Origin of the sequence: Mesorhizobium sp. B2-8-3 (assembly GCF_006440815.1) — a bacterium.
GTDB lineage: Bacteria > Pseudomonadota > Alphaproteobacteria > Rhizobiales > Rhizobiaceae > Mesorhizobium.
Genome location: NZ_VFTW01000024.1, coordinates 70,598 through 92,528 on the forward strand (window position 1 = coordinate 70,598; position 21,931 = coordinate 92,528).

The window sequence follows — 21,931 nt, forward strand, 5'->3', positions numbered from 1 at the left end:
CGGCTTGGGCGTGCGGATCGGCCAATCGTTAAGCCACGCTAAACAGGCATAGGAAACAAACGGTTAATTTTGCACCTCGGCGGGCAGAGTTTTTCGCCTTGCTCACGGCATTTCAGCGTCGCCGGGACGGGCGCCAGAACGCCGCGTTAAACTTTCCAGCCTATGTATCGCCCCCGACATGACCCAGGCCAGCGACATGCCGCAAAGGCGAAGCTTCGCGCGGATCGGCCACTTCGTGGCCACCCGCCGGAAACTGGTGTCCGACTATTTTTCGGCGATCAGCGGCGCCGGCGGTCGGCTGGTGTTCTCGCTGGCCTATTTCGTGGCTTTGGCCAACACGCTTTCGATCGCCGAGTTCGGCATGTTCGCGACCGCGTCGGCCGCCGGCATCATGCTGTCGCGCATCCTCGCCTTCGGATTCATTTCGGCGCTATACCGCACCGCCACCATCCGCCCCAACCTGATCGGCACATTCACGGCCGGTTTCCTGCTTCTCGGCGTCTTGTCGCTGCCGTTCCTCGCCGCCGCATCCTACATCGTCTACCTGATTTTCTTTTCCGGCACCGTGCCGCTGTCGGCTTTCGCCGCGGTCGTCTTCGCGGAGGCGCTTCTGTGGCGACCGGTCGAAGTGGCGCTGATCGTCAACAACGGGCTCGGCAAATTCGGGCGGGCGGCCGTGCTCGCCATCCTGGCGACGGCGCTCAGGGCAGTCGGCGCGATCCTGTTCATGCTTGGCGCGCAGCACAGCATCGGCGTCTGGTCGCTGTTCTACATCGGCGCCAATGCCGCCTCACTCATCGTCGCCTTCGTCTTCTTCTATCCGCGCCAGCGGCTGAGGCTGCGCGCCGAGCTTTATTTCACGCGGCTCGCGGATTCCATCTATGTCGCCGGATCCGAAGTGCTGTTCTATTTGCAGATGGAGTTCGACAAGCTCCTGGTGCTGTCGATCGGCGGGCCGCATCTGGCCGGCATCTACGCCATCATCATGCGGCTGGTCGATCTCACCGCGATCCCGATCCGCACCTTCTCGATGATGCTGGTGCAGCGCATGATGCGGGCGCCGGAGCTTCTGTCGCGGCTAGCGGTCAAGAGCGGGATCGAGGGTGGCGTGTTCCTGGTCTCGACGCTGGCGCTGGTATCGCTCGGCATCGTGCTGCATTTCTTCCCGAACGCGCTCGGCAAGAATGTCGCCGAGGCAGCGCCGCTGGTGGCGCTGGCGGTCTGCGTGCCCGGCCTGCGCAACCTCGTCGAATACCAGGCCGAGCTGCTCTTCGCGCGCGGCCAGACGGCAGTGCGGGCGATCAATCTCGGCCTGCTCGCCGGATTGAAGGCGGTTCTGCTGACCTATGTGCTGACAACGATCCCCGACACGGCCAATCTGGTGCTGTCACTCAACATCGTCTTCCTGCTGCTCTATCTCGCCTCGATGCTGCTGACCTATTCGGCGATGCGCCGGCCGGCGAAAGCGATTTAGCCTACCTGTTGGCAGCCAAGCTTGCCGTTCGTTTGACCGAACGGGCCATCGCAAATGTCCGGTATTGGGGGCGAAGCCTCCGAGGTCGTCATCCCAGGTTCCGGACGTTTCGGATCTGTCAGAACTATTCGAGCCCGATCAGGCGGCGGATGCGGCCGATATCGGTGCCGATGAAGGACTGCATGCCGATCGCCACCTGTTGCGGCGCCATGGTGTCGACGAAGCGGCGGAATTCCTCATCAGACAGCGGCTCGCCGTTCCAATGGACGCGGCAGAATTCCTGCGAACCATGGAAATGGCCGGCGCCTTCAAGCACGTCGTCGACATAGCGGCCATAGATCATGCATTCGGAGAACTGGCGCGCCGAACCGACGACGCCGACCCAGTCGCGGCCATGCACCTTCTCGATGCGCTCGCACATCGCGTTGACCGTCTCGCGGCGCCAGGCGATCAGCGTCGAGATGTAGTCGTGGCTCGATTGATTGGCAGAATCGATGCCGAGCGCGGCACCGGCATTGCGCGACCAGATGCGATGCTCGTCATGTCCATCGTTCGACAGCACGCCGTCGCGCCGGAACAGCCGCACCTTGCCGTCGCGCCAGAAAGCGCCGGTGTCGAAGGGTTTCAGGAAGGCGACGTCGGAATCGCAGAAGACCAGCACGTCTTCCTTTGCCTGCCCGGCAATGGCGATACGGCGCAGCTGCTGCACATGCCAGCCGCGCAGCGGCTGCGTTTTGAGGCTCAGCCAGACACGGCGGCGGAAGCCGCTCAGCGGATCGTCGAACACGCGCAGCCAGCGCGGCAACAGGTCCCGCTCGTCGACGATGCTGCGACGGCTGCCTTCCAGCTGGCGAAACAGCGCGACGTCGCGATGCTCGGTGAGGATGTAATGATGCGCCACGCCGGTGACATGGCGGTCGATGGTTTCGCACAGAAGCCGGCAGCGCTCGAAATCGGGAGCGTAGCTCGCCGTGACGATCGCAGCCAGGGGCATGCGCGGCAGCGGTTCGATGGCGGTGGAGGTGCCCGGCACGAAGCGGCTGTTCACCGGCGCGCGTCCGCTGGCCGCGGCCCGAGCGACAGCTTCTGCCTGACGACGCGCCACAGGAAGACCGGATTGCCGACGATGTAGCGGCGCCACAGGCGGCCGGGCTCGATCCACAGGCGAAACAGCCATTCAAGCCGCAGCCGGCGCAGCCATAGCGGCGCGCGCGGCACAGAGCCGCTCATGAAATCGAGCAGCGCGCCAACCGCGACCGGCAGGGTGCAATGGCGGCTGTCGATGTGGCGTTCGATCCACAATTCCTGGCGCGGAACGCCCATCGCGACGAGGAGCACGTCGGGCCGCAGCCTGGCGATGCGCTCGATGACCGCCGGCTCCTCGGCGGCGGAGAAGAAGCCGTCATGGATGACGACGAATTCGTGCTGCATGGCGAGCGTCGAAAGCTTCGCACACGCGGCTTCGGCATTGGCGCGCGTCGTGCCGAGCAGCGCCACCGTCAGCGGGTGCGACGAGGCCTGCAGGAAGGCCGGAATGAAATCGGTGCCGTTGAGGTTGCTGGGGAAAGGCGCGCCGTAAAGCAGCTTTGCCGCCATGTCGACGCCGACGCCGTCGGGGAGGATGAGGAAGTTTTCCAGCGCCTCGGCAAAGACCGGATCGGTGCAGGCAAGGTTGGCATTGTGGGCGTTGAGGAAGCTCACCTTGGTGAAGCGACGCTCGTCGATCAGCCTGGTGAGCAAGGCGATGGCCTCGTCCCAGCGTATGGCAAGCACGGGAATGCCCAAAATGGTCTTGAGCGTGTCGAAGCCGAAGGCGGCGCGCGCGGTGTGCATGTTCATGCGGCGACCTCCTGGGTGACGGCGCCGAGCTTCTCCAGGCCAAGCCCGATCGCGGCATCGAGCGCCTTGAGCTGGCGGCGATGGAAAGCGCTGCCGTCGACGTCGCGGACATTGGCCGCGGCCGCCTGGAGAGCAGCGGCGAAGGCAATCGGATCGTCGGTCACCACGCAATTGTCGGGACGATAGCCGATGCCGCGCAGCGAGCGGCTGGTGGCGACGGACGGCAGGCCGAGCTCGAAGGTCTCGATGGTCTTCAGCTGCACCCCGCTGCCTGCGGTGCTGATCAAGGGAATGACGGCGGCGCCACGCACGAAGGCCTGCGCGTCAGGAACCCTGCCGACGAAGGAAACGCCGGGATGCGGCGAGCTGACGCCGGCAGGCATGTGGCCTGCGATCCTGACGCGGAAATCCGGCTTCAGATGCGGCACGACCTTGCTCAGGAACCAATCGAGCCCGATGCGGTTCGGCTGCCAGGTCCAGGTGCCGATCAGCGCGGCGTCGCAATCGACATGGCGCTTCGCCTTGCTTGCGGGCTCCTGCGCGCGGGTCACCAGCGGCAGCACCGCCGAGCGTCGGTCGGAGGCGACGCCAAGTGCGGCGCGGTCTTCCTCGGCCAGCGTGAAGACAAAGCGCGCGGCGCCGCAGAGGCGCTCCTCCATGACCTTGAGGAGCCTGGCCTCGCGACGGAACATCCAGCGCTGCAGCGCGCTGCCGGCCGCGGCGGCATTTTCCTCGGCCGAGCGATGCTCGACATTGTGCGCGACAAAGACGAATGGACGATCGGCGAGAACCTTCTCAAAGGCACCGGCGAACTGCACCGAGTTCAGGACGTAGCCATCGAAGGGACCGGCGCGCTCGATGGCGGCGCGGACTTCGCCGTCCGAAACGACGCGCAGCTTGACCGAGGAAAAGGTAAGGCCTGAGAGAATCGCCTTGCCCAGCCAGGCAAGCTTGCGCAGCGGCGAAGCGCTTTCGGTGCGGACCTCGACGGCGTCGAGCACGATGGTGTTCTGGGGATCGGACGGGGCCTTTCCCGGCCAGATGAAGCCTATCACCGTCACGCGCACGCCGGCCCGCCGCAGCGCGTCGATGATCGCGGCGTTGGCAATCTCGTAACCCGAGGCGAGAGCGCCATCAGGCACGATCGATGTGGCGAACAGCAGATGCATTTCACCTATCCTTGGCTGCAGCCGGTAGCAAAACGCGGTGAAGCCTTGATTAAATGGCACTGTCAAAGGCCGAAGACCCGACTTTTCCGACAGGCGGACGACAAGGTGATTAACGAAGCGTTATCACCGCGATGCTATCGAGGGCGCGGAACCCACGCTGCTGGAAACGGATGATCCCTTTGCCGTCCGACGCTTCTGTATCGATCGCGGGGCGGTCGCCGGGGCTTGCCGCCGAGACCGTCGAGGCGGTCGTGACGCTGCCGACCTTCAAGCGGCCGAAGCAGGTGCTGGAAACCCTGGCTTCGATCAAGGCGCAGCGGACCGGCAGGCGCTTTGCCGTCATCGTCATGGAAAACGAGGCCGAGGCGCGCGAGGGCGCCAAGGCGGTGTTGCCGCTGTTCGAAAGCGGCGAGATGCCAGGCATCGTGATCATCGCGCATGAGCGTGGCAATTGCAGCGCCTACAATGCCGGCTGGCAGACGGCGATCCTGCAGTTTCCCAATTTCAAGCACCTTTTGGTCATCGACGATGACGAGATCGCCGAGCCAGACTGGCTGGAGCGCATGTGCAACGCCGCCGAGAGCCTCGGCGCCGACATCGTCGGCGGCCCGCAAGTGCCGGTTTTTGCCGATCCGAGCCACGCCAGATGGGCCGGACATCCGGTCTTTGCACCACCCTATCGTGAAACGGGCCGCGTGCCGGCGCTCTATTCGTCCGGCAACCTGCTGGTGAGGCGCAACGTGCTTCAGGCGATGGGACCGCCCTTCCTCGATCTGCGGTTCAATTTCATGGGCGGCGGCGACTCCGACTTCCTCAGTCGCTCCGCGCAGAAAGGCTTCTTGCTCGGCTGGTGCGCCGAGGCAAAGGTCAACGAGACCGTTCCGGCCCGGCGCGTCGAGGCCGACTGGATCCGCGCCCGCAGCCTGCGCAATGGCGTGATCTCTACGCTGGTCGAAAAGAAGAAGCGGGCCGGCACGCCGCTTGCCGGCCCCAAGGTTTTCCTGAAGAGCCTGGCGCTGCTTGCGGCCTCGCCGTTGCGCGGCGCCGTCCGGCTGGCGCGCACCGGCTCGCTGACGAGCGGCCTCTACCCGGTCTATGTCGCGCTCGGCCGGGTGCTTGCCGAATTCGGATATGCCAATGAGCAATACCGACAGCCTGAGAAGAATTGAGCGCGCCCCGCTCAGCGCCGCCTTCACCAGGGAAGGTCTGGCGACGGCTATCGCCGCGCTGTTGTTCACCCTCATCATCGTCTCGTTCCGGCCCTTCCAGCCGGCAGGCGCGGAGCTGACCGGCGACGGCGGCGACATCGTCAACCAGCTCGGCTTCGGCTCGCTCGGCGCGGTCTCCATCTTCTCGCTGCTCGCCTTCGCCGATCCGCGCGTGGTGCGCTCGCTGGTGAGCCCGTCCTGGGCGCTGATGCTGGGCTTCTTCTTCCTGTCGGTGGTGCTCGCCACCGATCCGCCCGCGGCGATGCGCGCCGCCTCCTTCACCATGATCGGCATCATCACCATGGCGACGATCCTGGTGCTGCCGCGCGACGCCGACTCCTTCGCCAGGGTGGTGATCTTCACCGCCGTCGTGGTGATCGGCCTTTCCTATATCGGACTGATCGTCTTCCCGCATGAGGCGCTGCATACCGCCGAGTCGCAGGAGCCCGAGCATGCCGGCCTGTGGCGCGGCGTCTTCACGCACAAGAACATCGCCGGTCCGGTGATGGCCTGCTTCAGTTTCGCCGGGCTCTATCTGTTCCGGCGCGGCCAGCGCTGGTGGGGTGCCGGCATCTTCTGCGCGGCGATGATCTTCATGCTGCACACCGGCTCCAAGACGACCGCCGGGCTGATCCCGTTCTCGATCATGATCGTGGTGCTGCCCAGCCTCATTGGCATGCGGCTGGGCACGCCGATCCTGTTCGCGCTGGCGATCGTGGCCACGGCCGTCGGCACGCTCGGCATCGTCTTCATCCCGCCGGTGAAGCATCTGGCGGCGATCTATTTCCCGAACCTGACCTATACGGGACGCACGACGCTTTGGGAGTTCGCCGGCGAGATGCTGGCGAAGAAGCCATGGACCGGCTACGGCTATGAAAGCTTCTGGGGCACGCCGCTGCTGCTCAACCAGGATCAGCCCTTCGACCGGCCCTGGGATATCCGCACCATCGTTCACGGTCACGACGGCTATCTCGACATCGCCGTGCTGATGGGCATCCCGGCGCTCTGCGTCGCCGTCTACACCTTCCTGATCGCCCCCTTGCGCGATTACATGCGCATCCCGGCGCGCAAGGAAAACATCTTCCTCGGCGATTTCTTCATGATGGTGGTGCTGTTCACGGCGCTGAACGGTTTCCTGGAGAGCTTCTTCTTCCACCGTGGCGATCCCGTCTGGCTGTTCTTCGTGCTGGGCGTGCTTGGCCTGAGACAAGTCTCGCTGCGACCGATCCCGGTTCGCTCTTCGAACTAATTGGTTATGCAATTCCGGACGGAAAGCCGCTGGACACTTTCCTGGAATTGCCTCGACCTGGCCGATCGATCTCCTGCCGACTGCCCTTTTCCGTTGCGCCGCAACCGTCTAAGGAGAGCCTTCTTACGGAGGTTTTCATGACGATCAGGCTGGTTCTCGCCGGTTGCGGCAATATGGGTTACGCCATGCTCTCGGGCTGGCTGAAATCCGCCAAGCTCGAGCCGCGAGCGGTGTTCGTGGTCGAGCCCAACGCGGAACTGCGCCGGCGCGCCGAACATCTCGGCTGCCATGCCGCGGCCGAGGCTGCAGCTATCCCGGCCGACGCCGTGCCCGATCTTGTCGTCATCGCTGTAAAGCCGCAGGTGATCCGCGAGGTGACGGCGCACTACAAGCGCTTCGGCGACGGCAGGACCAGCTTTCTCTCCATCGCCGCCGGCACGCCGGTCGCCACCTTCGAGGAAATTCTGGGCGAGCTCGCGCCGGTGATCCGCTGCATGCCGAACACCCCGGCGGCGATCGGCAAGGGCATGATGGTGGTTTTTTCCAACCCGCTGGTTTCCGACGACGTCCGCCGTTTCGTTGCCGAACTGCTTTCGGCGAGCGGCGTCGTGACGACGATCGACGACGAAGGCCTCATGGACGCCGTGACCGCCGTCTCCGGCTCCGGCCCGGCCTATATCTTCCACTTCATCGAGGCGCTGACGATAGCCGCCGAGAAGGCCGGCCTGCCCGCCGCGACCGCCAAGCTGCTTGCCATGCAGACCGTCTTCGGCGCCGCCTCGCTTGCCGCCGAAGCAGACGAGGAGCCAGGCGTGCTGCGCCAGCAGGTGACCAGCCCCAACGGCACGACCGCCGCCGCGCTTGCCGTGCTGATGGGCGGCGACCGGCTGACGAAGCTCGTCACCGAAGCCGTGGAAGCGGCGCGGCTCAGGTCGATAGAGCTGGGCAAGTAGCACCCTAACACGATCCGGGAAACAGCCCAGCCTGGCGTGCGCCCAGCCGGCCAGGCCGGATCGACGATTGCTATACCGGCTAACCGGTTCCCCAAACAATCGGTGGGTTTCCCTTTGGCCCAAGGATTGCCGATTGACTTTGGCATAGGTCACCCAGATAAAACTTTCGTTCGCTGACAGAAGCAAATGTTCATTCGCTCGACTGAACATGCCGGCCTCGTCGGCGAGTGGGGAGTGCCTCGGCCGGGAGGGCCGAGGCGTCATTGAGTTGCGGGCATCATTCATGCTTCGAGCCGAAGCCGATGCCCCTGGGGAGGTAGAATGGACACCATACTTGCAGGCTTAAAAGGAGCCATCGACACGCTCGGCGCGACAGTGCTCTTGCCGATCGTCATTTTCATCATCGCCGTGGTCCTTGGAGCCAGGGTCAGCAAGGCCTTCCGCGCCGCCATCACGATCGGCGTCGCGTTCATCGGCATCAATCTCGTGCTCGGCCTGATGTTCACCTCGATCGGCGACGTCGCCAAGGCGATCGTCACCAACACCGGCATCCATCGAGACATCATCGATGTCGGCTGGCCGTCCGCCGCCGCGATCGCTTTCGGTTCGTCGGTCGGCCTCTGGGTCATTCCGGTCGGCATCCTGGTCAACATCGTGCTTCTGCTCACGCGCATGACACGCACGCTCAATGTCGACGTCTGGAATTTCTGGCACTTCGCCTTCGTCGGCTCGCTGGTCGTCGCCGCCACCAACAATCTGGCATACGGCATCATCATTGCGGCGCTTGTCGCGGCGCTTGCGCTGCTCTTCGCCGACTGGTCGGCGCGCGCGGTGCAGCAGTTCTACGGCGTGCCCGGCATTTCCGTGCCGCATCTCGCCTCGGCGCAGATTCTGCCGATCGCCATCGTCCTCAACTGGATCATGGACCGTATCCCCGGGATCAACCGCATCAACATCAGCACCGAGACCATCGAGCGCCGCTTCGGCGTCTTCGGCGAGCCGGTGATACTCGGGCTCATCATCGGCCTGGTGCTCGGCCTGATCGCCTTCTACAACGCCGGCGATCTCGGCACCGTGCTGGCCAAGGTGCTCGGCACCGGCATGACGCTGGCGGCGGTGATGCTGCTCCTGCCGCGCATGGTGAAGATCCTGATGGAAGGCCTGCTCCCGGTTTCGGACGCCGCGCAGGAATTCGTGCGCAAGCGCACCGGCGACCGCGAGCTGCTGGTCGGGCTCGATTCCGCCATTCTGATCGGCCATCCGGCGGCGATCTCGTCGTCGCTGATCCTGGTGCCGATCGCGATCATCCTGTCGATCATCCTGCCCGGCAACCGCGTCATCTTGTTCGCCGACCTCGCCGTCATTCCGTTCATCGTCGCGATGACCGCGCCGCTGGTCAGGGGCAACGTCTTTCGCATGGTCGTCATCGGCACCGTGACGCTGGCCGTCGGCTTCTACGTCGCCAACGCGCTGGCGCCGCTGTTCACAAGTGCTGCCGTCGCGTCGGGCTTCAAGCTGCCGGCGGATGCGCTGCAGATCACCTCCGTGGTCGACGGGTTCCTCTGGGTTCCTTATGTGATCATCGAAGCGATCCAGGGGCTCGGTATCATCGGTATCGTCATCATCGCGGTGGTCATCGCGGCACTGTTCCTGTTCTACCGCCGCAACCCGCTCGGCTGGGAACGCGCCGCCGGCGCCGAGGACGAGCCGGCCGAAGGCACTGCCTGAACCGGTTTAGATCGTGATGGCGTTTCGTTGAATCGCCGTCACGATCCAACTCTTTGTTGGAGCATGATCTTTCTCCGAAAACCGGTTCCCACTTTTCGGGATCATGCTCTAGCCTGAAACTGAAACGATCGTGCGCCCCGAAGCCTATACGGCGGGGCGCACGGTTCGCATCAAATGGAGTAGCCCTTGTCGAATGGCCTGATCCAGCTCCTGGACCCAGAGGCGGTCGTCCTCGGTTCCGACGCCTCGACCAATGAGGAGATCATCCGCAGGCTGGCCTCCAGGCTGGAAGCGTTGGGCTACGTCAAGAGCAGCTATGCCGACGCCGTCGTGCGGCGCGAGATGACGATCCCGACAGGCTTGCCGCTGGAGCGCACCGACAATGTCGCGGTGCCGCACACCGACCCGGAACATGTGCTGAAACCGGGGGTGGCGATGGGCACGCTCAAGCGACCCGTCATCTTCGCCAATATGGAAGATCCCGACGAGAAGCTGCCGGTGGGCTTCGTGTTCCTGCTTGCCATCAATGACAAGGACAAGCAGATTGACACGCTGCAGACCGTCATGGCCACCATCCAGAATCCCGCGGTGCTGGATGGCTTGAGGACGGCCAGGACCTTCGATGACGTCCGCGCCATTCTCAGCTGACAAGAGGAAAGAACATGTCCAGACAGAAAACCATTCTTTTTGCCTGCGGCACGGGCGTCGCGACCTCGACGGCGGTCAATGCCGCGGTGACCGAGGCAATGAAGAAGCGCGGCCTCACCTTTCACGCGCAGCAGGCCAAGGCCACGGAAGTGCCCGGACTGGCCGATAGCGTCGACTTTATCGTCGCCACAACGCCCATCTCGGCATCCGTGACCAAGCCGGTGATCAAAGGGCTCCCCTTCCTCACCGGCATCGGCAAGGACAAGGCGCTTGACGACATCGAGGCGGAGCTGCGCAAATAGCAGCGGCTCATCCTGACAGGGCTGGTGAAGCAACCTTCGCTCCGTAGAGCATGTCATCCTGCAGCCGGCGCAGGGCGTAGAGCCTCGTCGTCCGGTCCGGCGCAGCATTGTCCTCGGTCAACAACGCACCCTTCCTGACAGACTTCAGCACCTTGCCGCCTTCGAGCAGACCGACCGGCACGGCACGACTGGCGCGCGCATCGGCAATCGTCATGGTCCAGGAGCGGTAGCAGGTCTCGCCGATGGCATCGAAGGTCTCGCCCGCGGCAAGGTCGCGCTTGGCGACCGCGCAGACTTCGGCCACCGGTCTCGCCAGAGGCACCATGTCGGGCTTGCCGTGGAGCATGATGCGGGCGGCGGTGAGCGGCACCTCCAGCGAAGTCAAGTGAAAGGGCCGGAACAAGCCGTAATAGGGGCCGTGGCCGACATGGAGATCGTCCAAGCGCTCGACAACGCGCGGATGCATCGCCTCGACGATGACGAAGACGCCGGGCGCCACGCCCTTGCCGATCGTATAGTCGACGACGCCCTTCCTCGACAGGAGGCCGCCGTCCTCCCGTGGGATCAAAACCTTGGCCAGTTGATCGCGATCGGCCTTGGGGCCGTGCATGCCGGGGACATCCGGGACCAGGCCGGTGGCATTGGCGATGGCGCACATCTCGACCATGGTTTTCGAGCCATCGACGAACTCGACCAGCATGCGCGGGTTCATGTTGCGCCGCGCCGCCTCTTCCCGATAATCGTCCGGAACGGCGTCATGGTTGAGCGGATTGTTCTTGCCCTTGCCGGCCGCGACGATGCCTAGCCCAAGCGCCGAGGCGAACTCGATCAGTTCCATGCAGCTCGACGGCTCGTCGCCCGCGCCGACCGAATAGACGACACCCAACCGGTCGGCCTGATGCTTCAGGTAGCAGCCGATGGTCACGTCGGCCTCGACATTCATCATCACCAGATGCTTGCCATGCTGCATGGCCATCAGGTCGAAATCGGCAGCAACGCCGGGTTTGCCGGTGGCGTCGACGACGACGTCGATCAGCGGGTTGGTGACCAGCATCTCGTTCGAGGTGATGGCGATCCTGCCGCTCTCGATCGCCCGGGTGACCCCGGAGCCGGTCTCGGCCTCAGCCGCCATCGCCTCGTCGCCATAAGCGATGCGGATCGCCTCGCGGGCGGTGTGCGGGCGCCGCGTGGAAATGGCCGCGATCGAAATGCCCGGCATCAGCATGCCCTGCGTCACCAGATCGGTACCCATCTCGCCGGACCCGATGACGCCGATGCGCACCGGCCTGCCCTCGGCGGCGCGCCGGGCAAGATCGCGGGCAAGCCCGGTCAAGGCGACATTGGTCATGCAAGAAAATCCACGGCTTTTTTGCTTCGGCCCGCAATACAGGGAACGATCCGCTTTTGCCAATCAAACCAGGCTGAAATGGCGATTTCTTGCGCATGCTTTGCAAGGCCGCAGCAGATTTTGCGGGAGCTTGTGCATGGCCGCCGCACGATTCGCCGTTTCTTTCCGGCCATTAACCATTGCAGCGCTCTTTGAACGGGAAAAGTCCGACGGCCGCCCCCGGTTTCTGTGCCATTTTTGCTACAGGTTTTGGCCCTAATGTCCGAAATCGTACTTTTAAGGGGTGTCTAATCCATTATATGCTCACAACCTCGAAAAATCTGATAGATACTGGCCGAAAGCTCCGGTGGCAGGCTTGGGCAAATAAGCGCCAATAAAAAAACAATGGCGCGGGGATAGTCGCGGGGTAGAAATGACCAGGACGGGTAAAATTACCGTCGGCTGGCGCGTTGCGCTTGCTGTCACGGTGTCGATGCTGGCTTGTGGTAGCGCCAGCGCACTCACACTCAAAGAAGCCGTTGCCGTCGCTGTGGAATCCAATCCGGAGATTGGACAGGCGATCGAAAACCGCGAAGCGATCGAATTCGAGCTGCGACAGGCCAAAGGCCTTTATCTTCCCAGCGTCGATCTGGAAGCATCGACCGGCGTTCGCCGCCTGGACAACGATACACGGCGAGCGCTCGACCAGGATCATGAAGCGCTTTATCCGAACGAGGCCGATCTCACGGTCTCGCAGACGCTTTATGACAGTGGCGCAAGGCGGGCCGAACTGAACCGCCAGGCCTCGCGGGTCGACGGCGCTTCCTTCAGGGTTCTGGAACGGTCCGAGTTCATCGGGCTCGCAGTCGTCCAGGACTATCTGGAATACATGCTGCAGGCTTCGATCGTGGCCGAAGCCAAGAAGAACCTTGGCTTTCATCAGTCCATCCTCGGCGACATCAAGCAAGGCATCGCGGGCGGCGCGCTCAACGACGCCGACCGGCAGCAGGCCGAGGAACGCCTTTATGCGGCCAAGGCGCGGATGCAGGAAGCGACCGAAGAACTCGAGGCGGCCAAGATCCGCTTCTTCAAGAATGTCGGCAAGCCGCTGACCAACGCGTCGCGGCCGGCCGATGTCGCAGCCGCCCTGCCGCGGTCGCTGGACGATGCGATCGGGCTCGCCAGGCAGAACAATCCACGCGTCCATATGGCCAACAGCGACATCGATGCCGCCGCTTCGCTGGTTGACGCGGCGCGGGCGAAATACGGCCCGACGATCACCGCCGAAGGCGTCGCCCGGGGCGGCTATGACATCGACGGCGACAATGGCGACGCGAGCGACCTGCAGGCCCGGGTGGTGCTGCGCTGGAACCTCTATCGCGGCGGCATCGACAAGGCCAACGAACAGGAACAGATTCGCCGCACCAGCGAGCAGCGGCTTGCGATGCACCAGGTGCTGCGCGAGATCGAGGAAGCCGTGCGCACCTCGTGGGACCGCCGCTTCCGCCAGGCGGAACTGGCAAAGACGCTGCGGCAGCAGGCAGCCACCAATGAAAAGCTGGTCGCCTCCTATCGCGAGCAGTTCAAGGTCGGGCAGCGCTCGCTGCTCGATGTGCTCGATGCCCAGAACACGCGCTTCAACACCGCGACACTGGCCGACACGTCGTCCTACGCGTCGCTGTTTGCCCAGTACCGGCTGCTGGCCGCGACCGGCGAATTGCTGAAGACACTCAACGTCCAGCCGGCCAAGCAGGCCGCGGCCTACGCCCGTGAGGAATTCGGTGTGCCGGCTACGGCCGATACCGAGACCTATGCGCGGACGCCGTCGGAGCAGAAGAACGATCTGCCGTTCGACATCCTCGCGCCGGTCAGGAAAAAGTAGCCGATGTAGCATCGATCTTCGGTCCTTCGGGGCGGATCGTGAACCAGCAACCTAATATCCTATCGCCCAAGGAGGCTTTCAAAGCCTGCTTCTGCGCTGTCGCTGCCTATCTCGGCAGGCCGAGCGCGGAAACCGTGCTGTTCGCCGGCGTGCCGATTTCGGAGACGCGCATCGAGCCCGACGAAATCCGCCACCTGGCCGAGCGCATCGGCCTGGAGGTCCAGGATTTCAGCCATCGCGATTTCCTGCGTGGCCGCTTCGATCTTCCGGCCATCATCTTCCGCGTCAGCCAATTGCCGGTCGCCCTCCTGGCGGAAATGGAGGACGGGCAATATCTGACGGCGCCGCAGGAAAACGGCCGCACCACGATCGCCAGGTCGGAACTCGCCGAAAGCTACATCAGCGGCGGCACATCCTTCTCGATCACCTATGCCAACCAGGCCGAAGAGATGACGGTCGGCACCGCGGCGCGGATCGAAAGGCGCCACTGGCTGACCGGCACCATGGGGTCGTTCTGGCGCACTTATTCAAAAGTGGTGCTGTCGGCGGTCTTCATCAATCTTTTGGCGATCGCCTCGCCGATCTTCACCATGAACGTCTACGACCGCATCCTGCCCAACAAGGCGATCTCGACGCTGTGGGTGCTGGCGCTCGGCATCGGCGCGGCCATCCTGTTCGACCTGCTGCTCAAGACGGCCAGGGCGTCGCTGATCGACTATGCCGGCCGCAAGGCGGATCTGCGTATCTCCTATCTGCTGTTCGAAAAAGTGCTGAATTCCTCGCTTTCGGCGCGGCCCGGGTCGACGGGCGAATATGCAAACCGCGTCACGCAATACGAGTTCGTGCGCGAGTTCTTCACCTCGAACACGGTCAGCGTCTTCATCGATACGATCTTCGTCTTCGTCTTCTTGGCTGTCATCTATGCCATCGGCGGCTGGCTGGTGATCATACCGGCGTTGGCCTTCGTCATCTCCGTCATCGTCGGACTGATCACGCAGCGGCGAATCGGCAAGCGGGTCGCGGCCTCGATGAACGAGGCGTCGCAACGCCAGGCGCTGCTGGTCGAGTCCATTTCAACGCTGGAGACGATCAAGTCCCTGCGCGCCGAAGCCTATCTGCTGCGCAAATGGGGCGAGCACTCGAAGAACGCGGCCAACACGTCGGAGAAAATCAAGGAGCTCTCGGCGGCGGCGGGCAACATCACCGGCGCCATCCAGCAATTCGTGACGGTCGCCCTGGTGGTTGGCGGCGCCTATGCGTTCTCGGAAGGCCATGTCTCGACAGGCGCCATCATCGGCACCGTCATGCTGGCCGGCCGCGCCGTGGCGCCGCTCGGCCAGATCGCCATCACGCTTGCCCGGTTCCGCCAGGCCATGCTGTCGCTCAGGATCATCAACACGATCATGTCGCAGCCAGAGGACCGCCCCGATACGGTCGGTTTCGTCAATCGGCCGATCCGCAGCGGGGCGCTGGTCTTCAAGAATGTCGGCTTTGCCTATCCGGGCACGGAAAACGAGGTTCTGAGCGGGCTCAACATCCCGGTCAGGCCCGGCGAGCGGGTCGGCATCATCGGCCGCATCGGTTCCGGCAAGACCACGATGGGCCGGCTGATCGGCCGGCTTTTCCTGCCGACGTCGGGGGAATTGCTGATCGACGGCATCGATATCCGCCAATACCATCCCTCGGAGGTCCGCGCCGCGGTCGGCATCGTCGCTCAGGCCGGCGACCTGTTTTCGGGAACCATCAAGGAGAACCTCTTGATGGCGGCGCCGGAAGCCACCGACGAGGAGATCATCGATGCGGCGAAGGCCGCCGGCGTCGACGACTTCGTCTCGCGGCATCCGCGCGGCTACGACATGAATGTCGGCGAGCGGGGCACCAGTCTCTCGGGCGGACAAAGGCAGGCGGTGGCAATCGCGCGGCTGCTTTTGACCAAGCCCAAGATCGTCTTCCTGGACGAGCCATCGGGTTCGATGGATCTCGCTTCCGAACGGCAGTTGATCAAGCAGCTCAAGGTGGCGTTCGACCGCAGCACGACGCTGATCGTGTCGACCCATCGCTACAGCATGCTGGAACTTGCCGACCGCCTCATCGTCATCGATCAGGGCCGCGTCGTCGCCGACGGGCCGAAGGAACAAGTCATCCAGGCATTGCAGAAGGCAAATGCCTGACCGGAACGCATGGACATGCTAGCAAGGGAAGACCGGCCACCCCTATTCGCCTCGGCGTCCGTCTACATCGTCGGAGCGCTGTTCGTGTGTTTCACGGCCTGGGCGTCGTTCGCCGAGGTGGATGAGATCGCACGCGGCGACGGCAAGGTGATACCCGCTTCGAAGACGCAGATCATTCAGGCCAGCGAACCGGGTGTCGTGCAGGAGATCGCCGTCCAGATCGGCCAGATCGTCAAGAAGAACGACCTCATCATCCGTCTCGACAATTCGGGCAATACTTCGAGCCTTGGCGAAGAGAAGGCCAAGGCGCGAGCGCTGCAGGCGCGCATCGCCAGGCTGCAGTTCGAGCAGAGCGGCAGTGCCGAAGGGTCGTTTCCCTGCCCTGTGGAAATCCAGAAAGTCGCGCCGGAGATCTGCGACAACGAGCAAAAGCTGCTTGTGGCGCGCCGCGACAATTTCGAGGTCAAGCTGTCGGTTCTCAAATCGCGCCTCGACCAGCGCGAGAAGGAGTTGGACGAGGCCACCGCCAATGCCGACCGCCTGTCCAAGAGCCTTGCCGTCACCGACCAGGAAGCGGCGCTGGTCGAACCCATGGTCAAGAAAGGCCTGATGGCCAAGACCGAACAGATCCGCGTCGAGCGGGAACAGACCGACCTTCACGGGCAGTTGATCCTGGCCGGCGAGACCATCAAGAAGACCAAGTCGGCTATCACCGAGGCGCAGCTTCAGGTGAACGAATTGGGCCTGCAATTGCAGCAGGAGGCGTTGAGCGACCTGACGCAGGCGCTCGCCGATCTTTCCGTGGTCGACGAAACCATCCGCGGCGCCACCGACAAGGTGGCGCGCACCGACATCCGCTCACCGGTCGACGGCATCGTCAACACGCTCGACGTCAACACGCTCGGCGCCTTCGTGCAGCCAGGCGCGGTCGTGGCCGGCATCGTGCCGACATCCGAAACGCTGCTGGTCGAGGCCAGGGTTTCGCCGCGCGACGTCGCCTTCATCCAGCCGAACCAGGAGGCGCTGATCAAGGTCACGGCCTATGATTTCTCGATCTTCGGCGGCATCGAGGGCAAGGTCTCCAACATCACTGCCGACAGCCTCGTCGACCAGAAGACGGGCGAGCCCTACTACCAGGTGCGGGTCGCCACCGAGAAGTCGACGCTGACAAGGAACGGCAAGACCTATTCGATCATCCCCGGTATGATCTGCTCGGTCGACATCAAGACCGGACGCAAGACGATCCTCAACTATCTTTTGAAGCCCATCAACAAGGCGCGTCAGGAGGCAATGAGTGAGCGATAGCGCCATCCATCCGGACACCTCGCGGGAACGGCTGCTGCCGGCGCTCGCGGCCGAGGATTTCGGCCCGGAATTTCGCGTCGTAGCGCGCGGCGGCGTGCGTCGCGGCATCCGACTGGAGCGCGCCTTCTGGGTGTCGCTGAAGCAGATGGCCGAAAGCCGAAAATGCACGATCGGCATGCTGGTCGAGGAGATCGCCGAACACCATCCCGACCAGGGCAATCTCACCTCGGCGATCCGCGTCGCCTGCATGCGCGGCCTCGCTGAGGAAAGCATGGAATTGCGCAAGCTTGCTTCGATCCGCACGATCAATGCAATCCTGATCGCCTGCCCCTCGCCCGCCTTCGCGCTGTCTTCGTCGAAGAAGATCCTGGCCTTCAACACGCCGTTCCAGCAACTGGTCAGGCGTCAGTTGCCGAGCGCGCCGGGCGAGGATGGGCGCCAGGACCTGAAGCTGGCGCTCGACCTCAACGTTCCCGACATCTTCGCCCGCCTCGACGCCAATGGCGAAACGCCGGTCACCAGCGGCTTCGTCATCGGCGCGGGCGAGCGCCGCTATCGCGGCCAGCTCAGCGCCGTGCGCGCGCCTGTCACCGAGCCGGAACTGCTGATGGCTTTCGTCTACAACGGCTAATTTAGAGCTACGCATTTCCTGGCGGTTTTCAGTGCGGAATGCGTGAAGACAATAGGCGACCGTGTATTTTCGGTGAGACGCTGAACCGCTCGAGTCTACTGCCTCAGGCTCGAAGCCGCCGATGGTTGCGGCGAGCCTTCGCCGGGCGCCACCGTCGCGAAGCCGCCGGCGATGCCGGCGATCTGCGCGCCGGACTTCGACCCATGGATCCAGGCGCGATCCATGCTGAAGGAATAGAGCGGAACATAGTCGGGCAGCTCGCTATCACGCAAGACGGCGTTGCCGAGGCTGTCGAGGATGAAGGCGCCACTTCCCGTGCTTACCGACAGGACGGCATGGAAGAACTTGCGGCGGCGATCCTGGAGCACCACGAGCGACATGCTCTGCGCCGGGATCCCGGCCCTGAGCAGCGCCGCCATCTTGAGTATGGCGAAATCCTCGCAATCGCCGGCGCGATGTTCGAGGATTTCCGAAGGCTTCGCCCAATAGTCGAGCTTGCCGTAGACGACGCTGTCCTTGCGATAGGCGATCAGGCGGTTGATGCTGCTGTTGACGAAAGCGAGCTTCTCGCGAAAACCCTTGTCGGCGGCAATGTTGATGATCTCGGCGAAAGCCGGGCTCTCGCGGTCGCAGACGCTGCCGGCGGTGCAATCGACGATGGCCTTGTAGACGGGAGTCCAGCGCGCCGCGACCGGAAAGTTGCGCATCGACAAAGCGACGGAGCCGAAGACGCCGGGGATGATCGCGGCGGTCTGGATCGGGTCGATGCCGGGATCGGCCTCGGCGCTCGAGCGCGCTTCAACCGCGTAAGCCGCTGCCGGCGCGTAGCCTGCCGAAACCTCCGCGATCCGGTAAGCGGTGGCCGCCCGCCAAGGCAGCGGCCGGGCCAGCGAAACACCGCCGAGGCTCGCCGGCGCAAGCACCTTTTGCAGGACCGGATCCGGGCCCGGATTCGCGCCGGCGGACGACGGATTTGCCAAACCGGCAAGGCCGATCGCCAGCAAGAGAACCTTGATCCCCGTCGGGGCTGCTTTTTGTATTTTCATAACGCCCACCTTTGACTGTGGACGCTACCAATCTTGTCTCAAATTATCGGAAAGGAAGGTAGGTAAATTTCCGCGAATCACTCTATTCTGTTTTGCGTCAAATTTTATTCAAATTTATACTTTCATTTACCAAGGCGGAGGCGCGCGGCGCGGTCAATCCCGCCTTCCTTAAGATCATGCATATCCAGATATATCATCGCGATTTACCAAGTGTAAAAAATGCGATTCTCTACATATTCGAGTATATGAAATAGATTGAATGTCTGTTGCAAAGTCCAGGCCTGACATGTCTCTTTCCGGGAAATGCCGGAGGGGCTTTAGCTATGACAACCAATATCGAATTCGACGCCGTTTCAAATTCCTGGGACGAGCACACGAGCGCTGGTGAGAATCATATTTCCACGGGTGTCCAGGTCGCGCAGGCGACCACCGGCCAGGCTGCAAGCGAGCCGGTGCCGGTCGACGTCGGCAGCGGCGTGCCGGCGCAGGGCACGGCCAATGCGCCAGCCGCGAACCAGCCGGCGGCCGATGCCAAGGCCCCTGCTTCCAACGCTCCCGCAACGGCGGCAAATGCAGCGGCAGGGAATATCCCACATGAATATCACGTCGAGGCCGGCAACGTCGTAAAGCTTCCGGCCAGCGTGTCGATCGACAACATCAAAGTCGACGGACATGATCTCGTCCTCACGCAGCCCGACGGATCCCAGATCGTCATCAAGGACGCCGCACTGAATGTGCCGACCTTCATCCTCGGCGACGTCGAGGTGCCGCGCGTGGCCCTGATCGCCGCGCTCGAGGCAAGCCATGTCGATGTCGCCTTCGGCGCCGACGGCTCGATCTCGGCTGGCGGCAACGGCTCGCCGGGCAGCGCGGGCGGAAATTTCGAACATCCCGCCGGCGGGATCGGCGACGGCTTCGGCCTGACGTCGCTGCTGCCGCCGACGGACCTGGCGTTCGGCCAGCCTGAACATCGCGAGCTGTTCCCGGGATTGCTGCCGGACTCGACGCCGACGATCCTCGACCTGACGCCATCGACCAGCGGCGGCGACACCACCGTCAACGAGAAGGGGCTGCCGGCAAGCTCAGGGTCGGAAGGCTCGGGCGAGGCGCAGGATCCCGCCCCCAACACCGACCAGTCCGAGATCAACAGCGGCACGTTCGCCATCAACTCGCCCGACGGCATCGGCTCGGTGAACATCAACGGCACGAATATCTCAGGCGCCGAGCTTGCCAACAGCGCGTCGACGCCGATCAACATCACCACGCCGCTCGGCAAGCTGACCATCAACGGCTACGACGCCGCCACCGGCCAAGTGAGCTACACCTACACGCTGGAGCATAGCGCGCAGCATCCGGACGGCGCCGGTACCAATTCCACCTTCGACAACTTTACGGTGACAGTCACCGACAGCGACGGTGACGTCTCGCTCCCCGGCACGCTTTCGGTGCAGATCGTCGACGACGTGCCGACAGCCCATAATGATGTGGCTACGCAGGCAGCCGAGAACGCACCGGTGACGGTGGACGTGTTCGCCAACGACGTGCCCGGCGCGGACGGCGTCAACATCGCCGACCCGACGAAGGTGAGCCTGGTGGCGAACTCGCTGACGGGCTCCGGCACGGTCACCTATCACAATGACGGCACCTTCACCTACACGCCGGCCGCCGGCGAACAGGGCACGGTGACGTTCCAGTACCAGATCGTCGATGGCGACGGCGACCCGTCGGTGGCGACGGTGACGATCAATCTGAAGCCGGATTCGACGCCCACCATCGATGTGACGCCGCAGAATCCCGATGCGAACGGCCACAGCGCGGCGAGCGAGGCCGGCCTTCCGCCGCATGACGGCCTGCCTGCGGGTTCGGGCGAAATCGCCGACAACGACGCCAACAACAACAGCGACACCAGCGAGACCACGACCGGCGCGCTGGCTATCACCACCGGCGGCGACACGATCGGCCACCTCTACGTGACCGACAAGGACAACACCCAGATCGAGGTGACGAACGCGGCCGGCGGCATCCTGGTGCACGGCCAGTATGGCGACCTGACCATCACCGGCACGCCGGGGACCGGCTACACCTATTCCTACACGCTGCTTGACAGCACCACCGGTAACGGCACGCATGACGATTTCGCCGTCAAGGTGGTCGATTCCGACGGCGACCCCGCTTCCACGACGCTCACGATCGACATCGTCAACGACGTGCCGACGGCCAAGGCCGACACGGACGCGGCGCAGTCGGGCGAGACGGTGACCGGCAATGTCGAGACAGGGACAAGCACCCATGGTCTCGGCGCGGCCGACACGGCGGGCGCGGACGGCATCGCGTCGATCACCTGGACGAACGCGGTGACCAATGCCGGCGTGACGACGGTGACGGGCACCCATGGCGTGCTGACGGTTCAGGCCGACGGCTCCTACAGCTACAAGGCCTTCGCGAACACGACGACGGGCAACGACGTCTTCACCTACACGATCAAGGACGGCGACGGCGATACCTCGCCGGCGACGCTGACGATCAATGTGACCAATGGCCAGCCGCAGCCTGTGGCGGCGACGGGCCAGGTCGACGAGTCCGGCCTTGCAACCATCGGCAGCCATGCCGGTGATCCGGCGCATCCGACCACGGCGACCGGCAACCTGACGCTTAACGATCCGAACAGCCCGGTTGTGACCGGCGCCAGCGGCACCGGTGGCTCGGGCGCGGCCGACGGCTCGACCCATATCCAGGGCACTTATGGCTATCTGACGATCGACGCCACGGGCCACTACACCTACACACTGACGACGCCGGAGGCGAACGCCCCGGCCGGCGACAACGGCACCAACATCCAGAGCGGCACCGACGCATTCACCTTTACGGTGCAGGACGCCTTCGGCAACACCAACACCTCAACCATCACCATCTCCATCAAGGACGACGTGCCGACGGCCAAGGCCGACACGGACGCGGCGCAGTCGGGCGAGACGGTGACCGGCAATGTCGAGACAGGG

At 63.8% G+C, this 21,931-nt stretch carries 17 protein-coding genes; 12 read left to right on the forward strand and 5 right to left on the reverse strand.

Features of this window, described 5'->3' with window-relative positions:
* Positions 1 to 178 precede the first annotated feature (178 nt).
* Positions 179 to 1,474, forward strand: coding sequence for a lipopolysaccharide biosynthesis protein (locus FJ418_RS26070; RefSeq protein ID WP_140870562.1), 1,296 nt, complete (start codon positions 179 to 181; stop codon positions 1,472 to 1,474).
* Between the two features lie 124 nt (positions 1,475 to 1,598).
* Here the strand turns inward: FJ418_RS26070 and FJ418_RS26075 are convergent, their stop codons facing one another.
* From FJ418_RS26075 to FJ418_RS26085, 3 genes are read right to left on the reverse strand one after another with little or no spacing between them, the layout of a single operon-like run.
* Positions 1,599 to 2,522: a DUF6492 family protein gene (locus tag FJ418_RS26075; protein WP_140870565.1), complete on the reverse strand. Its 924-nt coding sequence runs from the start codon at positions 2,520 to 2,522 to the stop codon at positions 1,599 to 1,601.
* Positions 2,519 to 3,313, reverse strand: a complete 795-nt coding sequence (locus tag FJ418_RS26080) for a WecB/TagA/CpsF family glycosyltransferase (RefSeq protein WP_140870568.1) — start codon at positions 3,311 to 3,313, stop codon at positions 2,519 to 2,521. Before FJ418_RS26080 ends, FJ418_RS26075 begins: the two co-directional genes overlap by 4 nt.
* Positions 3,310 to 4,482 carry a glycosyltransferase family 4 protein gene (locus FJ418_RS26085; protein ID WP_140870571.1) on the reverse strand — a complete coding sequence of 391 codons (1,173 nt, stop codon included), beginning with the start codon at positions 4,480 to 4,482 and terminating at the stop codon, positions 3,310 to 3,312. The genes FJ418_RS26080 and FJ418_RS26085 overlap by 4 nt, the downstream gene beginning before the upstream one ends.
* Before the next feature lie 170 nt (positions 4,483 to 4,652).
* Between FJ418_RS26085 and FJ418_RS26090 the strand changes: the two genes are divergently transcribed.
* The 6 genes from FJ418_RS26090 (at position 4,653) to FJ418_RS26115 (ending at position 10,570) form a co-directional block, all read left to right on the forward strand.
* Positions 4,653 to 5,651, forward strand: a complete 999-nt coding sequence (locus FJ418_RS26090) for a glycosyltransferase (RefSeq protein ID WP_140870573.1) — start codon at positions 4,653 to 4,655, stop codon at positions 5,649 to 5,651.
* A complete protein-coding gene (locus FJ418_RS26095; RefSeq protein WP_140870577.1) occupies positions 5,620 to 6,939 on the forward strand; it encodes an O-antigen ligase in 1,320 nt (439 codons plus the stop codon). Before FJ418_RS26090 ends, FJ418_RS26095 begins: the two co-directional genes overlap by 32 nt.
* Positions 6,940 to 7,076: 137 nt before the next feature.
* Positions 7,077 to 7,892 (forward strand): pyrroline-5-carboxylate reductase, encoded by an 816-nt coding sequence (gene proC, locus FJ418_RS26100; RefSeq protein WP_140870580.1) that lies wholly within the window; start codon positions 7,077 to 7,079, stop codon positions 7,890 to 7,892.
* Positions 7,893 to 8,213: 321 nt separating this feature from the next.
* Positions 8,214 to 9,620, forward strand: a complete 1,407-nt coding sequence (locus tag FJ418_RS26105; protein ID WP_140870583.1) for a PTS transporter subunit IIC — start codon at positions 8,214 to 8,216, stop codon at positions 9,618 to 9,620.
* A 186-nt stretch (positions 9,621 to 9,806) separates the two neighbouring features.
* Positions 9,807 to 10,268, forward strand: a complete 462-nt coding sequence (locus tag FJ418_RS26110) for a PTS sugar transporter subunit IIA (RefSeq protein WP_140870585.1) — start codon at positions 9,807 to 9,809, stop codon at positions 10,266 to 10,268.
* Between the two features lie 14 nt (positions 10,269 to 10,282).
* On the forward strand, positions 10,283 to 10,570 hold the full coding sequence (locus FJ418_RS26115) for a PTS sugar transporter subunit IIB (protein ID WP_140647721.1): 288 nt from the start codon (positions 10,283 to 10,285) through the stop codon (positions 10,568 to 10,570).
* Between the two features lie 7 nt (positions 10,571 to 10,577).
* On the opposite strand, the gene FJ418_RS26120 is transcribed toward FJ418_RS26115, so the two are convergent.
* Entirely contained in the window at positions 10,578 to 11,918 is a 1,341-nt protein-coding gene (locus tag FJ418_RS26120) for an NAD(P)H-dependent oxidoreductase (protein WP_140870588.1), read from the reverse strand.
* Positions 11,919 to 12,330: 412 nt separating this feature from the next.
* On the opposite strand from FJ418_RS26120, the gene FJ418_RS26125 reads away from it, so the two are divergent.
* The 4 genes from FJ418_RS26125 to FJ418_RS26140 are packed head-to-tail and all read left to right on the forward strand — an operon-like array spanning position 12,331 to position 17,886.
* Positions 12,331 to 13,779, forward strand: coding sequence for a TolC family protein (locus tag FJ418_RS26125; RefSeq protein WP_140870591.1), 1,449 nt, complete (start codon positions 12,331 to 12,333; stop codon positions 13,777 to 13,779).
* Between the two features lie 38 nt (positions 13,780 to 13,817).
* Positions 13,818 to 15,950 (forward strand): type I secretion system permease/ATPase, encoded by a 2,133-nt coding sequence (locus FJ418_RS26130; RefSeq protein WP_140870594.1) that lies wholly within the window; start codon positions 13,818 to 13,820, stop codon positions 15,948 to 15,950.
* 15 nt (positions 15,951 to 15,965) lie between these two features.
* A complete protein-coding gene (locus FJ418_RS26135; RefSeq protein ID WP_140870596.1) occupies positions 15,966 to 17,255 on the forward strand; it encodes an HlyD family type I secretion periplasmic adaptor subunit in 1,290 nt (429 codons plus the stop codon).
* Positions 17,245 to 17,886, forward strand: coding sequence for a ribbon-helix-helix domain-containing protein (locus FJ418_RS26140; RefSeq protein WP_140710024.1), 642 nt, complete (start codon positions 17,245 to 17,247; stop codon positions 17,884 to 17,886). Before FJ418_RS26135 ends, FJ418_RS26140 begins: the two co-directional genes overlap by 11 nt.
* A gap of 95 nt (positions 17,887 to 17,981) precedes the next feature.
* On the opposite strand, the gene FJ418_RS26145 is transcribed toward FJ418_RS26140, so the two are convergent.
* Positions 17,982 to 18,932 carry a transglutaminase-like cysteine peptidase gene (locus tag FJ418_RS26145; protein WP_140870599.1) on the reverse strand — a complete coding sequence of 317 codons (951 nt, stop codon included), beginning with the start codon at positions 18,930 to 18,932 and terminating at the stop codon, positions 17,982 to 17,984.
* Between the two features lie 323 nt (positions 18,933 to 19,255).
* On the opposite strand from FJ418_RS26145, the gene FJ418_RS26150 reads away from it, so the two are divergent.
* Positions 19,256 to 21,931 (forward strand): Ig-like domain-containing protein (locus FJ418_RS26150; protein ID WP_181167095.1); only part of this gene is annotated, 2,676 nt, incomplete at its 3' end.

What these genes read in the sequence shown, in the direction of transcription:
- FJ418_RS26125 (WP_140870591.1), top strand. Translation starts at nt 12,331, where the DNA reads ATGACCAGGACGGGTAAAATTACCGTCGGCTGGCGCGTTGCGCTTGCT.
- FJ418_RS26105 (WP_140870583.1), top strand. Translation starts at nt 8,214, where the DNA reads ATGGACACCATACTTGCAGGCTTAAAAGGAGCCATCGACACGCTCGGC.
- proC (WP_140870580.1), top strand. Translation starts at nt 7,077, where the DNA reads ATGACGATCAGGCTGGTTCTCGCCGGTTGCGGCAATATGGGTTACGCC.
- FJ418_RS26070 (WP_140870562.1), top strand. Translation starts at nt 179, where the DNA reads ATGACCCAGGCCAGCGACATGCCGCAAAGGCGAAGCTTCGCGCGGATC.
- FJ418_RS26115 (WP_140647721.1), top strand. Translation starts at nt 10,283, where the DNA reads ATGTCCAGACAGAAAACCATTCTTTTTGCCTGCGGCACGGGCGTCGCG.
- FJ418_RS26090 (WP_140870573.1), top strand. Translation starts at nt 4,653, where the DNA reads ATGATCCCTTTGCCGTCCGACGCTTCTGTATCGATCGCGGGGCGGTCG.
- FJ418_RS26145 (WP_140870599.1), bottom strand. Translation starts at nt 18,932, where the DNA reads ATGAAAATACAAAAAGCAGCCCCGACGGGGATCAAGGTTCTCTTGCTG.
- FJ418_RS26080 (WP_140870568.1), bottom strand. Translation starts at nt 3,313, where the DNA reads ATGAACATGCACACCGCGCGCGCCGCCTTCGGCTTCGACACGCTCAAG.
- FJ418_RS26120 (WP_140870588.1), bottom strand. Translation starts at nt 11,918, where the DNA reads ATGACCAATGTCGCCTTGACCGGGCTTGCCCGCGATCTTGCCCGGCGC.
- FJ418_RS26135 (WP_140870596.1), top strand. Translation starts at nt 15,966, where the DNA reads ATGCTAGCAAGGGAAGACCGGCCACCCCTATTCGCCTCGGCGTCCGTC.
- FJ418_RS26085 (WP_140870571.1), bottom strand. Translation starts at nt 4,482, where the DNA reads ATGCATCTGCTGTTCGCCACATCGATCGTGCCTGATGGCGCTCTCGCC.
- FJ418_RS26095 (WP_140870577.1), top strand. Translation starts at nt 5,620, where the DNA reads ATGAGCAATACCGACAGCCTGAGAAGAATTGAGCGCGCCCCGCTCAGC.